Origin of the sequence: Pseudomonas sp. QL9 (genome assembly GCF_041409665.1) — a bacterium.
Classification (GTDB): Bacteria; Pseudomonadota; Gammaproteobacteria; order Pseudomonadales; family Pseudomonadaceae; genus Pseudomonas; species Pseudomonas knackmussii.
In genome coordinates this window covers 5,983,552-5,998,002 of record NZ_CP166971.1, presented here as the reverse complement: position 1 = coordinate 5,998,002, position 14,451 = coordinate 5,983,552, and the positions used below count along the sequence as shown (strand labels likewise).

Here is a 14,451-nt window from a genome sequence, read left to right as displayed (position 1 = left end):
GCCTCAGTGCAGCGCCGCCAAAGGCAGCGGCTTGGCCGGGGCCAGCCCGCCGCGGCACTTGAGCACGCGCAGCTGCGCCGGGCGCGTCTCGACCGCCAGGCGCAGGGCCGCGGGGGAGGGGTTGACTGCCTCGCGCAGCGGGCGGAAGGCGAAGCCCAGGGTCTGGCCGCTTTCCGCCGCCACCTGCAGGCGGCGCAGGGCGCGGTCGTCGGCCTGCTGCGGCCAGCACAGCACGGCGCCGCAGCAACCCGAGCGCAGCGCTTGTTCGGCGGCCCAGAGCGCGTCGCGGCCGTCGGCCTCGACCCAGATCAGTTGGCGCAGATCGACACCGGCGTCCAGCCAGGCGCGCGGGTAGGGCACATGCGGCGGAGCCACCAGCACCAGGCGCTCGCCAGCGGCACTCAGGCGCGCCAGGGTCGGCCAGAGCAGCTGCAGTTCGCCGATGCCCTCGGCGGCATGGAGGATCTCGCTGAGCGCCGCTTCCGGCCAGCCGCCGCTGGGCAGCAGGGCGTCCAGGCGGGCATGGCCAGTGGGCTGGGCGCCGGCCGGCGCGGCGAGCGACGGGCCTTTCCAGACGCGGCGCTGGTCGAGCAGTTCGCCCAGGGCTAGCGCGACGCCCATGTCCGCACCGGGAGGATGTGTCTGAAGGGAAGGGATGAAGGCGTCATGGGGATGTCAGAAAATACTGTATGGAAATACAGTATCGGTCGACCTCTGCCCACGGGTCAATATCGCCGCACGGCGGGGCGTGGCGGCCAACGCAGGGGCGCGGCGCGCAGCCTGACCGTCCGTCGGACATGCTCTTAGGAGTCTGTAGGAATTGATCGGGCGGGGTTGTGCGATGTGTCGATGCTGACTTTTTGCTATTACTGATCGAACTTGCCGGCGAAAAGCCGGTCAGAGATGCCGTGTTCAGGCTTCTGCGCCTCGTCCGGACGCCCCCAAGGGAGTAAGGGCCGGGCATTGTAAGCCGCACGCGGCCTCATTAGACTGCGCGCCATTCATACCCTCGTTCCTGTCGAAGGACTCACATGATCAAGAAATGTCTGTTCCCGGCTGCCGGTTACGGCACCCGCTTCCTCCCGGCCACCAAGGCCATGCCCAAGGAAATGCTGCCGATCGTCAACAAGCCGCTGATCCAGTACGGCGTTGAAGAGGCGCTGGAAGCCGGGCTGTCGGAGATCGGCATCGTTACCGGTCGCGGCAAGCGCTCCCTGGAAGACCACTTCGACATCAGCTACGAGCTGGAAACCCAGATTCGTAACACCGACAAGGAAAAATACCTGGTCGGTATCCGTCGCCTGATCGACGAGTGCACCTTCTCCTACACCCGTCAGATCGAGATGAAGGGCCTGGGCCACGCCATCCTCACCGGCCGCCCGCTGATCGGCGACGAGCCCTTCGCCGTGGTCCTGGCGGACGACCTCTGCCTGAACCTGGAAGGCGACAGCGTCCTGAAGCAGATGGTCAAGCTGTACAACCAGTTCCGCTGCTCCATCGTTGCGATCCAGGAAGTACCGCCGGAAGAGACCAACAAGTACGGCGTGATCGCCGGCGAGATGATCCGCGACGACATCTACCGCGTGAACACCATGGTCGAGAAGCCCAAGCCCGAAGAAGCCCCGTCGAACCTGGCGATCATCGGCCGCTACATCCTGACTCCGGACATCTTCGACCTGATCGAACAGACCGAGCCGGGCAAAGGCGGCGAGATCCAGATCACCGACGCCCTGATGAAACAGGCCCAGGACGGTTGCGTGCTGGCCTACAAATTCAAGGGCAAGCGTTTCGACTGCGGTAGCGCCGAGGGTTACATCGAGGCGACCAACTTCTGCTACGAGAACCTCTACAAGACCGGTAAAGCCTGGTAATCCCAGCGCTCTGACGGTTCATCGAAAAAGCCACCTTCGGGTGGTTTTTTCGTTTCTGCCCAAACGACTCGGTGTTCTCCCTGTAGGAGCGGCCCATGGCCGCGAATCGCGCGCATGGCGCGCTCCTACAGGTGAAAATCGGCGCGCGGAGAAGGTCCGCTCCTACGGAATCGGCATCGCCTCCGACCCCGGTCCCAGCGGCTGGCCGTAGCTGAACTCCACGTAATTCCCCGCTGGATCGCGCAGTCCACTGTAGTTCGATAAATACATGGAAAATATCGATGGGTGCTTCGGTACGGCGGTCTGAGTCTCCTATCGCCCCTACGGTATTGGCATCGCCTCCGACCCTGGCCCCAGCGGCTGGCCATAGCTGAACTCTACGTAATTTCCTCCAGGGTCACGAACGCCGCAGTAATAACCTACCGGGTAGGGCTCCTGGCGTGGTGGCCAGATCAGGCAGCCGGCGCGTTCAGCCTCGGCGGCTATGGCGTCAACCTTCTCGTGGCTGTCCACGGCAAAGCCGAAGTGGCTGTAATCGTCGCTGGCCAGGTGGCGGGATTCGCCGCCGGGCATGATGACGAAGATGAACTGGTGTTCTTTTCCCTGCTCCGCCATCCACACGACGCGCGAGCCCTTGCCCTCGCGCTGGTGGATTACGCGCATGCCGCAGAAGCGTTCGTAGAAGGCGATGCTGGCCTCGAGGTCAGGAACATGCAGGGCCAGATGGGTCAGGGTCGGGCGCATGACGGCTTCCTCTTTCGCTGCTCCTGAAGGATAGGCAGTCAGGACTGCTTATGCGCTCCCGACGGATGTTCCAGTATGGCCGCCTGAACGGGGTGTCCCTCGCTTGCTCTGGTGCTGGCTGCCATCTGGCTGATGATGGCTGTTAGGATATCGCGATAGCCAACCAATGGAGAGGGGCGCTTAATGTTCAGTTTGTTTAAACACAAGGGAAAGATTGAGCAACCCAAGGAAGTAGAACTGACAGGCCGTGAACTTCTGGCCGATCCGGCTGCGCTTGCTGACTGGGTAGGGCAACACTTCCTGAAGTCTCGACCCTGGCAAAATAACCTGGAGCTTCTGCCGGATACTTCGGCACAGGAAGCGCTAGATATAACCTTTGCCGAAAAAGAGCGCTTTGCCAAAGAAAATTCTGTATTGCGCATTGTTGGCGTACTCATGTTCATGCAGCAGATTGAAAGCCAGGATTACAGCGAGAAATTTCTAAGTTACTTGGCGGGAGAGCTAGCAGCGGCCATCAATGAGCCGAGACTGGAAGTTGGGCAAGCACTAACGGACTATCTCCGGCTGTGCGTTGCTGGTGATGATGCTAGGGTTGCTACGCTGTACTTGGAGCGCATTCATGGTCAAAATCCGAACTACTTGCGCATGAAGATTAGCGGCGTCGGCAGCACTGGTCCGTCAACTATCGCAGATACCTACGATATCTTCCGCGATGCATACTGGCAGTTTCGAACAGGCTACACCTACGCTGAAGCAATGCAGAAAGTGGCAGAGGCGAAGAAGGTGGCGGAAGCTGATTAGCAGAATTAAAGGCTACCTAGTTTCATAGTGCGCATAGCGCCTGAAGCTTACTCAGGGACTACAGCCACGGAGGGAATATGCACTCACCGTACACTTCAGACGTTTTCTGGCACATGATCGGTTACGGCATTCTCCGAGATGCCAGTATTGCACCAGAGGACAAATCAGAACATTGCTACCAGCGTCTTAAGCAAGTGCTTGCCTCCAGCTATATTGCAGCTAGGGCCTACAATGGCGAGTTGCTACTAAGGGAGGGGGATGTTCAGTACTCCATTGACTCCACCGGCCACCTGAGAAATGGGGACTTCAACGGATTCTTAGTCAAGGGTTGCATCACCTGTTATGCAGACATCCCCTTTAGCAGCCTAGGACTGCATACGACCAAGTACGGGCAGTTTGGTTTCGGTGTTTCTTCTGCATACCTGTCATTTGTCGGGGCGCGACCGGTTACATACATTCCGTGCCATCGCGGACTGATTAGCACATCCCATCGAGGGAGTGGGCTTCTCGATAACATGACGAATGAGATAAAGAAGCTCTACAACGTAGTGGAAGACTACGAGAACTTACACAATCCAGAGAACTCAGAGGGAGAGCGAATTGTATCGGTGGAGCACGAGAATTCGCAACTGATGCATATGCTGCTAGGGGATGTAGCTGCATACATCAAGCCGTATGATGCGAATCTAAGCACTGACCATCCAGAATGCTACTACACAGAGCGCGAATGGCGCCTAGTTGGAAGCGTGCAGATAGTTCCGCAGAAGGTTCCGGTGATTGTAGTTGCCAAGGGATACAGGGAGCGACTGTTGCAGGAAGTTCCAGCAGCACTGCAATTTGAAATCCGGGAACTTGGCTCTTGAGTGGTGAAGTTCACTAATGGAGTGCTGGTAATGAGCAAAATTCTAGCTTTAGCGCTGCTAGCAACTATGGCGACTTGAGCGGAAAATTAGCGCATTGCTAGAGGTCCTACTCAAGGATGGTAATTTTTGCGCCCGAGGACTCAAGCGTATGAATTAATGCGTTGGCCGCCTCAGGATTCACTTCAGCTATTTCAAATAGCTCTTTTTTCATGAGGCTACGCGCGGCTCTTTTTAATGCTGTGCCTTTAAGCGGGGTGCAGAGTCCAAGGCGGTATACGAAAGCCTTAAGTGGCCAGCTATTTTCCCCGGCCCAGCGCCGATCATCAGACCATGAATCAATGCGCAGCGTCGCCATGCGTGCCTCTAACAATTAACGTTCCTTGTCCATGCGTAACCTCTTGAGCTATCTGTTCCGCGAGCCAGAAACGCGACGTGGGAAAAATCGACAAGACCTGCATTGAGGTTACGAAGTCGTTGGCAGTATGTCTATGGGAGATACGCTTAATATCCCTCATAGAATGGCAGCTCCGCTCTCCAACACTAGATCATCTAGTAAAAATCCGCACTAAATCTCTTATGCATCCTGCATTCAAGCGAGATTTCAAAGCATTAGCCGTCAGGGTTGAGTGAATCGCCCCGGTTTTCCTCGGGGTAATATGACTGCTTCTGGCCGGTTTCTGCCGATTACCTATATCAGGTGAGCGATTCTGTTGATGGCTGACACCTGTTCTGCCTGTAAAGGACGGAGTAGGGCGCTTCACTGGATCTGGACGACGAAAAGCTGATCTATAAGACACGCAGCTCGCGGTAATGAACTAGTGTGACAGGATCACCAGCCTTGTCAGGGATCGGCATGAAGCGCATGAAAGGGAATCTCTTCGTACTGCCAGCAAGCATCTTCGCCCTAGTCAGCTTATCCGCCTGTGCTGACTCCATTGGAGGGCGCGTTGTTTCGTGGAAGGAACAAGCGCTACTGCACGATGGAAGCGTGATGGAGGTGAGCCGAACAGTCCGAATCGGCGGGCACAATGTGATGTATCCAAGCAACTACACCGAACAATCAATAACGTTCACCTTGCCGGAAACCGGGAAAGAAATCACTTGGGAAGAACCCTTCAAAAGTGACATGGGTGGAACGAGCCTTCAACCGATTACGGTTGAGGTTGAAAAAGAAACTGCATACATCGTCTCGTCGCCAATCAACTGCATTACATACAGCTACTGGGGTATGCCCAATCCTCCATACATCATCTACGCCTACAGAGGCGACCAGTGGGGGCAAATAGCTTTAGCAGACCTTCCGGAGTATGTTAAAAGGCCAAATATAATAGTTTCAGGTCCGGCAACTACCAAAGAGAGAATGGGCGTCTCACTATTTACCGTAGAGCAGGTTGATTCTCTAAACAAATCACTGTCGTACCCACAATTAAATTCCATTCTTAGAGGGCCAGTCGGACCCGAGTCCATGATTACGAGTTGCTTGAAGTATACAAGGCATGGAACTGCCTGGGAAACAAGAAATCCGAATAACAAATTTGGTCAGTAGTCGCGTAGCTGGTGCAGAGTCTATGAAGACAGAGGGAGAGGCCAGTTCATGAGCTTGGAGCAGATCACTTCATATACTCTGTTTTCGCGGACCTTGTTATTCTGGTTGGGCCTCTTAATCTTTATCGCATTGATTGTGATGCGCTACATCGATAACCCTGGCGACCGCAAGAGAAAGTCTCGTATTTATCGAGTTGGCGTAGTTTCTCTGGTGCTGCTGATCTCGTGGGGCTGGCGATCTATCTTTATCAACCCGCTTCCGTCTGACGATGAGCTAATTTCTTACTTTCAGAAGAACAGACTGGAACTTGAGGTGCTTATCAGTGCGTACTATGGCGCTGCTGAAGATGGAATGCCGTGGGATGCTCCGTACAATCTGCAAAAGCTCGAAGCGCGCATTGGGATTGAACGAATACATCCAGCTCACGGGCCTTGGCCGCCAGACCCATACTCAGTGGAATGGGCTAAGTGGCTAGGTCGAGTAAATTATCGCAATGCAGAAGATAGATTCGCTGTGAAGCAATACAGGGCGCTTCAAATTGACTTGTCAGATCGGCGCTACAGACAAGTAGCGCTGCGATATCCTTTTGATTACCTTATATGGAAGAGTCTCTTCTATATACCGGCAGTGGCACGAACTAGTGATTCAAAGCTATGGCCGCCAGTAACATGGATCCCATTGCGGCCGCAGACTAAAGAGGCGTACGAGAGATCGGCGGAGCGAATACTTCAAAATCTTACTGGCTATCCTGAAAATTGGCGAAAGGGAGAGTGTGTGTATCGGCAGTTGGATGTGCACTGGTTTATTCTCATGTGTCGCGCTACATGACTCTAATTGACTAATGCTAGAGATGCTGGAGGTTAATAACTTCCAATGGTCGATCAGCATTAGTCAGGGTGCAGGGGTGACGAACGCAGAGGGAATATTGGCAGGCGAGGGATGCACCAATGTTCGGATTGATAGTTCTTCTAATGGCATGCGGCTACCTTATTGTTTCAGTAATTGTTGTTGTGATAGCAGTCAAAAGCGCTCGGTCCAATGGTAAAAGTGCTTGGCGTTCGGGTGCCGTAGTTACTCTGGTTATGAGTATTATTCCGTTCTGGGATTGGATTCCAACTGTCTTGGCTCAGCGATATTACTGCAGAGTCGAAGCTGGGTTTTGGGTATACAAGACTTTGGATCAGTGGGGGAAAGAGAATCCCGGTGTATTTGAAGGATTGGTTTATAACTCCGAATCCCATGGGGATTACAGTCGCGATCATGATGACTTTAGACTTGAGTTTAAACTGAATGATCGATTTGCCTGGATTGTCCGGAGGCAAGGCAAGTTGTTCCCCAATCGCTGGAGGCATGAGCAGGAACTTGTGGATATTTCGGATGGAACGGTCTTGGCTCGATATGTGGATTTCAGTACCTCCAGTGAGGCACCAAGTGCAGGCTGGCCAGGGTGGAAGTTATGGCTTGCTAGCAGAGGATGTTTGGATGGAGAGAAAGACAAAGGCTTAATGTGGGAGTTTGTTGATCAATTCAAGGGGCGAAGAAATTAACACCAGGTGGCGTTAGTAATAGTGCGGATGAGGAAGATGGAGAATAATTTCCAATCCTCGATCAGCATTGGTCCTAGTGCACTGATATTCCTACTAGGGGGAATATCCAGCTGAGGTGGCTCGGCGCACCTATACTGCCCGTTATGAATAAAAGTCTATGGGGCCCACTCCAGATGATAAAGGCAACCAGAGTAACTAAGCTCGCACTGTCGGCGTTAACATTCCTGTTGGCGCTGTGGCCGCTAGGTATCGCATTATTCGCCATTCTTTCAAGGCTGTTCAGTTGTCCGTCAGATCAGCCAGCTTGCGATCAACCGCTTATGGCTGCATTCGGAATAGCTTGCATTGCTTCGCCCGTACTAAGCCTCCTGCTTACTTGGTTCGTATACAAGAAAGTTTTGAACTAAGGCGGCACGGTGCTTGACCGATAGGAGTTTAGCAAACTAGTCCGTTCGAGAGGCTCCGCTTCTGGCCGTAGCTTGACGATTAGGCCAGTGGACGGTAGTTAAAAGTGTCGCTGAATGTACTGGTTAAGTGCGACACTTACGATGAATACCACAAAGCTAATTGCCGCATTACGTTGAATGTGCCGCTTACCTTTGGGCAGAACTTTTGTCGAGATAAACCACCAGGGACTGGCTGATATCGGTAACTTGCGATGTGGATAGCTGTCGCGCTCTGCCATAAAAGCGAAAAGCCAGCAGATCAAGTAGGCGGTCACGGCTGCTATCGATAACAATCCCAGGGCGATACGTTCTGACTCCATTTGGCACATTCTCGCTTTTGGCAGGCACGACGCTAAATTTTAGCGCACCGCCTTTGCTGCTGCTTTGGCTCTCGGGGTAAGGCTAGATTCGAGGATAGCGGACCGGCAATAAACTTACTGCAGGCAGCGCCGGTGCCAGATAACTCAGATGAAGTTTGCAGTTGGTAAATATCGCACTGAGGTGGAGGGCTCCTTAACCCCTGCTTCGCCCAGGAAGGCACTCAGGAACTTATTTGCTGGAAATATTCAGATTGGCGCTGATACGTAGCGCTCTGCTTAGATCGTGCAATACAGAACGCCGCAGGGGCCTTCCTGAAGGTTTATTCAGGGAATGCCAGGGACAAGCGATCCATAACGCGCTTAACAGAGGTCGGAGCCCACTTGCTGCCCCTGGCAGTGGCAATGCCACGCTGATTCAGGCAGTCGGCTACAGCCTGGAGAGTCCTGGCACCCTGACGATGCATACAGGCAACTAGGGCATCAGACACCGATTCAGCGAGTGCTTGGGCGTTAGCTGCTACTACTGCGTTACCCTTCTTCCGATTAGCCTCTGTACGCCCCTTGGCGAGCGCTTCAGTGCGATTGTTCACGCTAGCAATAGCATCGGCATTACCAGCATCAGCACGCGCCTGGAGAGAGGCTAGAGCGTCCTTGGTACGTTGACTGATGAAGGTGCGTTCCTGCTCAGCCAGCATGGCGAACAAGTGCAGTTGCAGGGTGTCGGCCTTGGGCATGGTGGCCACTCGGAAGGTGGTGCGCTTCATCATGCCTGCGATGTGTTCTACGTCGCGGGACAGTCGATCCAGCTTGGCGACCACTACAGGCAGGCCATGAGCGAAGGCTTTGGCACCTTCTGGACGCTCCAGGGGATGGATGCTGCCCGATACACCAGATTCCACGTACTCAGCCACTACATCCCATCCCTGTTGGGCGGCTGCTGTCTGCACGTAGTCACGCTGAGCCTCAAGGCCAAGGCCAGATTCACCTTGAGACTTCGTACTAACGCGGTAGTAGGCGATGACTTGCATGATCTGGCTCCCTGGATGGCTGTAACTGGAGTGTTGCATCACTAGAACGAACGATCAAGAGATGTAAAACAGAGTGACAACCCCAGTTTTTGGGGCGGCACTCTGAGATGTGCTCAGATTTGAGCGCTACTATCGTAGGGGACTCCCGAATTCTCGGGACACCCACCAGCGCCTGGAGCACGGCTGATCGTTATTGGCAGGAATTCCGCCCTTTTCCTCAGAACTGAGGGAAAGTACAAACGCAAAACTGCGCTGGTCGCCCATTCCCAGCGGAATGCACGGTGTAGGTGTATGGCGAGGGCATGCGGCCTAGTCCCTTCTGGCTGGATGCCCCGGAAATAGGCACTTGCAGAGGTGTAGACAAAAAGAAGCCCCCGGCAACAGCCAGGGCTCAATCGGGGTTCGGGGATAGATGGCAGTTAGCTACTAGGCGGCTATGGGAAGCTCGATGCAATCCCAGGGGAGGACATCATCCTGCTCAAAGACTATTGGTTGCTTGGCTGGCGGTGCGAACCTTTCCTCAATAGCAGCACGAAGTTGCCCTTGTGCATCCTGTAGCAGAGTCTCGGAGGCCAGCCCCGTCTGCTGAAGCAGGGAATGGATGCGCGTCACCTCTTGCTCAAGGCGCTCGTAGTCCTCCAGGGAATACCGACGCTCAGGGCTCCAGCCGTTATGCTGGCTGATTTGCGGAACCAGGGCACCAAGATTGAACTTCTTACTCAATGCCCCGAGTACTTCGGACACGTTCACTGGATTGCCTTGTAGGGCATCGAACGCTACCCAGCCGATCCAGTCCCGTAGTTTGCTTAACAGCTCTTCGTGAACGTCCTTGGGAAGTTCGCCAAAGTAAACGCAATCGGCGCTGCGTAGCGTCAAGAACTGCCATTGCTGTGCTGGTAGATCGCCTGCGAGGAATGGCTCCAGGCCCTCGCTAAAGTAATCGCTGGGAACATCCAGGCCGGGCTTGCTAAGTACTGCCAGGAACGCACCAACAAGCTCAACCACTGGAAGTACAGCCTTGCAGACGCTGCGATACTCTTCGTTTACTGCATCGCGGATCATCCGCTGTAGCTCTTCGTAGTAGACGACTAGGCTGCGCTTAGCGGTGAGTTCGAACTTGAATGCCGGCTTGCCTGTAATCGTTGCCTCCATCTTGGTTAGCTTCGCCTTCGGCAGTTTCTGCAAGGCTTCCATTGAAACTGGTCCATCCTTGAAGATTTCCATGTGGGAGTCGGCTTCATCGTAGACGTATTGCACTTGGAGCTTATGCACGCGCTCTGCTACCGCTATACGCTGAGACTTCTTCACCGAATGCGCATCAAGATACTCGACCAAAATAGGGCCCAGGTAGAGCTTTACTTTGTCCAGTATCTTGGCGTGGGTTTCGTTTCCCTGAAGCTTCCACTTCGCCTTCAGTGAACTTCTAGCGATGCTCAAGCCTGCGTAACTTGCCCCTGGCTTTACGCCTTGCTTCTGATTGTGCCATGAGCGCCCTACAAACAAGTTCAGCGGATGCAGGAGGCCGATGCTATCTGCGCCCTCTACAGGTTGGATGTGGTTGCGATGGTAGTAGGCGATTCCTTGCGAAGCATCCCAGCCGTAGCACTTGTAGTAGTACAGATGGAAGTCAACTAGGCTGCGGAGGTCGGCTGCTGATTCAACCCAGTGCAGTACCTCCAGCGTCCCGGAGCGCTTAATCTCACTGGCGATCCAGAGGAATTCATCGGCTACTGCGACTTTGTCCTTCCTGTCTGCTACCCGCTTACTAGCTTTCGCCTTGCCTTGGCAGGCATCGCACTTGCGTTTAGCTGGGGCTACATAGTTCTTACGCTGGTAAGGCGCTTGGCACTCTTTGCAGATGTATTCAAGCGGGCGCTTGACCTTGGGAGTTGAGTTCTTCGGCATAGTGGGTTCCTTCATGTGTAAGGTGTAGTAGTTCGATTGACGGCAGAGTGACCTGCTCGCCCCTGGCGAGGGCATCAAGTACCCTGGCAATGAAGGCTGCGGGGCTGACGCCCCTTGCCTTGGCGTGCTCCTTGAGCACTTCGTAAGTGCCAGGGATGATCCGTAAGTTAATCATCGTGGTTCCTCTTGTAAGGTTGATATGGTGCAATGCATGAATGGGCTGGAAGCCCCGTAGGACTAAGCATTGCTCAGATTACGGGGAACCGATTATTTACTAGCAGCATGCTGCGCTTTCTTTATTCCGAGTAGGCCTCGCGAAGATCGGCTAGTGCTTGGGCTTTCGCTTTCTCCAAGGCTTTGGCCTTGGCAGTTTCTGCTCTAGCGTCTTCTTCTCGCTGGATGCGCTCTAGAGTGATTGCAATCTGACGTTCCGTTTCTTCAGCGTTACGCTTGTAGCGCTCAGCTTCGTATTGCTCCAGTGCTACAGCACGAATAGCTCGGATATCTTCCTGAATCATTGCGCTGGGTTTGCGGACAGTAACGTCTAGAGTGCCAGTGGCATCTACGCTGCAATATCTGTCCGTACGTAGAACGTAGCCTTGCGAACACAGTTCTAGCAGCACCGGAAGAGTTATGGCTACTGGGCCGATCCTCAGGTTGATATTTGCAGCTAGGTCGCCCTTCGGGTTGCTGTAAGAATGGCTGGACGCCATGTAGTTGTCTTCTAGCTTGGCAATAATGCTATCGACTTCGTTCTGATTAAACAAAAAGAACTCGATCGTATTATCGCCGTAGTTGTATGTAGTTGTCATTCTGCTTCTCCTGTTGTTCTGTTAGTGCTTGCGTGTAGCCTTTCGCATCCATTTGAGATTGTCTTCTTTCTTCTGTGCCAGAGTGCGAGTATCTACCGGCTTAGCTGGCGCTGCACTTGCAGTAGTCTTGTTGTCTGGAAGTGAAGCCAGAGCTTTGCGGATAATCTCCAGGTCTTCTGGTGCGAGAGATTCATCATTCAAGACTGCATCGTAGTTTGAATTCGTGCTGTTGCTGGCTGGCTTACTGGCTGGCTTACTGGCTGGTTTGCTTTGCACTTCTTCCAGTGACAGCGAGTAGCCGCAGTACAGCCCGACATAACGATTCATTGCAGCGTCTGAAGCCTCGATGTACAGGCTATCGGCTCCAGGCTCTGCGAATAGCTTTACCGCTGTGATGATATGCGTGCGATCTTCATTAAGAAGGAAATAGGTTTTAGCTTTGTTGTTGCGCATTGCTGTTCTCCTGCATTGCTTGTTGTTGAAGGTAGAGCTTTTCCAGTTCGGCTTGCGGTTTTCGGTTCTTGCGATAGTTGGCGTTTTCGCACTTCTTTGAGCACCACTTTGCTTTCAGCGAGAGGGCGTAGAAGACTTTCTCGCATTCTTGGCAGATGCAGCGCTTAACTTGTTTAGTTTGTTTCTCGGGCATAGTTGTCCCTCCAAGGGATTGGTGAGTAGATTGGTAAGTAGGTAGTTGTATCAGGGATAAAAAAGCCGACGATTAGGTCGGCTAAGAGTTCGCATAATGCGCTTTCGAGAAGAATGCTGGATTCAGCCGCCCTGACCAGCTTGCAGGGTGTTCAGGCTTTACAAGGGCCTTCGGCTTCACTTCATATCGGAAGGGAGAAAAAGAGGACTGCCACAGGAAGAAGAACAATCCTCCCTTTCTCATCTTTATTATAGCAGAATTGTATACAATGTCAAGTGAAATATTGGAAAAAAGCTATACAAATCAGTGTGATGATGCTAGGCGTCTTCTTGTGCTGGCCAGCCAGCATCGTTGATGAGCTGGACTATGGCGCCGGCAGCTACCTTGAAGGTCTTCGTCTTACGGGCGTAGCCCAGGTACCGCATGGTCCCGCCCCCTGCTATCTGCAAGCTGCTATACAAAGACGGATCAGGCGCTGTCAGGGTGGCGTCCGGGTGAATGGTAATGCTGTAGCCACCAAGCTGGAGGAGGCGGTTTAAGCTAGGCAGGTCCAGCGATGCGTGGAACGCAGCAAACTCCTGCATTAACGGAATATCAGCCTCTCCGGTTAAATGAGCGTAGCCGGCGGCAATGAGGGTCGCATAGTCCAAGTCTGCGGCCTCTGGGGCCTCCTGCATGCCATCCAGTTCGGCCTGGAGTGCATTGCGCTCCTGCACGCCGATACGGTAGGCATCATGATGGGCCGTGTTCTCCGGGTCGATATCCATTCGAACAGCAATCCCTCGCAGCGCTTTCTCGGCTGCCTCTAAGCGCCCCTGCACCTCAATACGCCTCCGGGCTAATTCGGGTAGGCGGGTAGCCTGGAAGCCCTTGTAAGCGTATGGCAGATAGGTTTGTGCAAAGAAGTATTGCAGCACGGGCGTCGGGATCGTCATTCCGTTTGTGCAGGAGTGTTCTCCACTATTACGCTTGGGGCAGCGGACGCGATTGGTCTTCGTGTTCGGGCCAGCTCGAACTATTGCCATCTTGCTACCACATTGAGAGCAGCGGATTAAGCCAGCCAAGAAGAACTTTCGAGCATTGGTGAAGCCGGGGGACGCCGTCCGTCTCAGCAGTTCTTGAGCTTGGTAGTAGTCGGCATCTTCAACCACTGCATCGAACACCTTCGTGATTAGCTCCCCCTCGACAACCTTGCGCTTGGTGCCTTCCTTTACAGCTTTTAATCGTTGCCAGTTGCCAATGACTGCAGGGTTGCGCAGGAGCTTCTTGCACGATGCTGGAGTCTTGAAGGTGTTGCCATGGCGCTTGGCGATGGAGCGCACAGGTTCGCCATTCAGGAAGCTACGGAACACGTCTCTGACAATATCGGCTTGATCAGGGATCTCCTTGCCCTGGCTAGTTAGCCAGAAACCGTGGCGGCGCTTGATTGTCTGGCCCTCCTTGATGCGCTTTGCACGGTCTTCGTAGCTAGCTGCAATACGATCGCCTAGGCGGCTGGAGTACTCATAGGCAGCCTTGGCGCGGAAGAGGAACATCAGCAGGGTATCGCCCTTACAGGTCTCTTGGTCATACCGCACTCCGGCTTCCAGATCGACCAGGGCAACGCCCGCGTCAACAATCGTTCTCAGTGGGTCGGCAGCTTTCAATGGTTCCAGGCGAGTGAATCGGTCCACGGCTTCAATCAAGATGACGGAGCCGGGCGGAACCATGCCGTTCTCTACAGCCCCCAATAGGCGCCCTAGGTTGCCAAGCTCAATGTGCTTGCCCGTTCCACTGACGCCCAGGTCTGTGTAGCTAGGTTGCAGCTCATAGCCAGGATTTTTAGATAGCCACTCGGCAACCCTTTCCTCCTGGCGGGCCAGAGAGCTTCCGGAGAGTTGTTCCTTTGTACTGAAGCGGATGTATGGAATCGCAAGGGGCAT

General features: G+C 54.0%; 15 protein-coding genes. 6 read left to right on the top strand and 9 right to left on the bottom strand.

All coding sequences use genetic code 11. From position 1 onward, the window contains the following. Nucleotides 1-3 precede the first annotated feature (3 nt). The gene (gene imuA, locus ACA097_RS27855; protein ID WP_043252235.1) at nucleotides 4-621 is read right to left on the bottom strand and encodes a translesion DNA synthesis-associated protein ImuA; all 618 of its coding nucleotides are present in this window, start codon (nucleotides 619-621) and stop codon (nucleotides 4-6) included. 410 nt (nucleotides 622-1,031) lie between these two features. Here imuA and galU point away from each other — a divergent pair, with 410 nt between their 5' ends. Further along, nucleotides 1,032-1,871 (top strand): UTP--glucose-1-phosphate uridylyltransferase GalU, encoded by an 840-nt coding sequence (galU, locus tag ACA097_RS27850; protein ID WP_043252236.1) that lies wholly within the window; start codon nucleotides 1,032-1,034, stop codon nucleotides 1,869-1,871. 321 nt (nucleotides 1,872-2,192) lie between these two features. Here galU and ACA097_RS27845 read toward each other — a convergent pair whose 3' ends face one another. Next, on the bottom strand, nucleotides 2,193-2,615 hold the full coding sequence (locus ACA097_RS27845) for a VOC family protein (protein WP_371367561.1): 423 nt from the start codon (nucleotides 2,613-2,615) through the stop codon (nucleotides 2,193-2,195). A 183-nt stretch (nucleotides 2,616-2,798) separates the two neighbouring features. Here ACA097_RS27845 and ACA097_RS27840 point away from each other — a divergent pair, with 183 nt between their 5' ends. Next, nucleotides 2,799-3,416, top strand: coding sequence for a hypothetical protein (locus tag ACA097_RS27840; protein WP_371367559.1), 618 nt, complete (start codon nucleotides 2,799-2,801; stop codon nucleotides 3,414-3,416). Between the two features lie 77 nt (nucleotides 3,417-3,493). Then, nucleotides 3,494-4,279, top strand: coding sequence for an abortive infection system antitoxin AbiGi family protein (locus tag ACA097_RS27835; protein ID WP_371367557.1), 786 nt, complete (start codon nucleotides 3,494-3,496; stop codon nucleotides 4,277-4,279). 106 nt (nucleotides 4,280-4,385) lie between these two features. Here the strand turns inward: ACA097_RS27835 and ACA097_RS27830 are convergent, their stop codons facing one another. Next, nucleotides 4,386-4,634: a hypothetical protein gene (locus ACA097_RS27830; protein ID WP_371367555.1), complete on the bottom strand. Its 249-nt coding sequence runs from the start codon at nucleotides 4,632-4,634 to the stop codon at nucleotides 4,386-4,388. Between the two features lie 498 nt (nucleotides 4,635-5,132). On the opposite strand from ACA097_RS27830, the gene ACA097_RS27825 reads away from it, so the two are divergent. From ACA097_RS27825 to ACA097_RS27815, 3 genes are all read left to right on the top strand, one after another. After that, complete coding sequence (locus ACA097_RS27825; protein WP_371367553.1) at nucleotides 5,133-5,825, top strand: hypothetical protein; 693 nt, start codon at nucleotides 5,133-5,135, stop codon at nucleotides 5,823-5,825. A gap of 48 nt (nucleotides 5,826-5,873) precedes the next feature. Continuing rightward, the gene (locus ACA097_RS27820; protein ID WP_371367551.1) at nucleotides 5,874-6,653 is read left to right on the top strand and encodes a hypothetical protein; all 780 of its coding nucleotides are present in this window, start codon (nucleotides 5,874-5,876) and stop codon (nucleotides 6,651-6,653) included. Between the two features lie 119 nt (nucleotides 6,654-6,772). Then, complete coding sequence (locus ACA097_RS27815; protein WP_371367549.1) at nucleotides 6,773-7,372, top strand: hypothetical protein; 600 nt, start codon at nucleotides 6,773-6,775, stop codon at nucleotides 7,370-7,372. 1,086 nt (nucleotides 7,373-8,458) lie between these two features. Here ACA097_RS27815 and ACA097_RS27810 read toward each other — a convergent pair. The 6 genes from ACA097_RS27810 to ACA097_RS27785 form a co-directional block, all read right to left on the bottom strand. Next, nucleotides 8,459-9,166 (bottom strand): recombinase family protein, encoded by a 708-nt coding sequence (locus ACA097_RS27810; protein ID WP_371367547.1) that lies wholly within the window; start codon nucleotides 9,164-9,166, stop codon nucleotides 8,459-8,461. Nucleotides 9,167-9,592: 426 nt separating this feature from the next. Next, a complete protein-coding gene (locus tag ACA097_RS27805; RefSeq protein ID WP_371367545.1) occupies nucleotides 9,593-11,071 on the bottom strand; it encodes a hypothetical protein in 1,479 nt (492 codons plus the stop codon). Nucleotides 11,072-11,367: 296 nt separating this feature from the next. After that, nucleotides 11,368-11,883: a hypothetical protein gene (locus ACA097_RS27800; protein ID WP_371367543.1), complete on the bottom strand. Its 516-nt coding sequence runs from the start codon at nucleotides 11,881-11,883 to the stop codon at nucleotides 11,368-11,370. Nucleotides 11,884-11,904: 21 nt separating this feature from the next. Then, complete coding sequence (locus tag ACA097_RS27795) at nucleotides 11,905-12,336, bottom strand: hypothetical protein (protein ID WP_371367541.1); 432 nt, start codon at nucleotides 12,334-12,336, stop codon at nucleotides 11,905-11,907. Beyond that, on the bottom strand, nucleotides 12,317-12,529 hold the full coding sequence (locus ACA097_RS27790; protein WP_371367539.1) for a hypothetical protein: 213 nt from the start codon (nucleotides 12,527-12,529) through the stop codon (nucleotides 12,317-12,319). The genes ACA097_RS27795 and ACA097_RS27790 overlap by 20 nt, the downstream gene beginning before the upstream one ends. A gap of 317 nt (nucleotides 12,530-12,846) precedes the next feature. Further along, a complete protein-coding gene (locus tag ACA097_RS27785; RefSeq protein WP_371367537.1) occupies nucleotides 12,847-14,451 on the bottom strand; it encodes a recombinase family protein in 1,605 nt (534 codons plus the stop codon).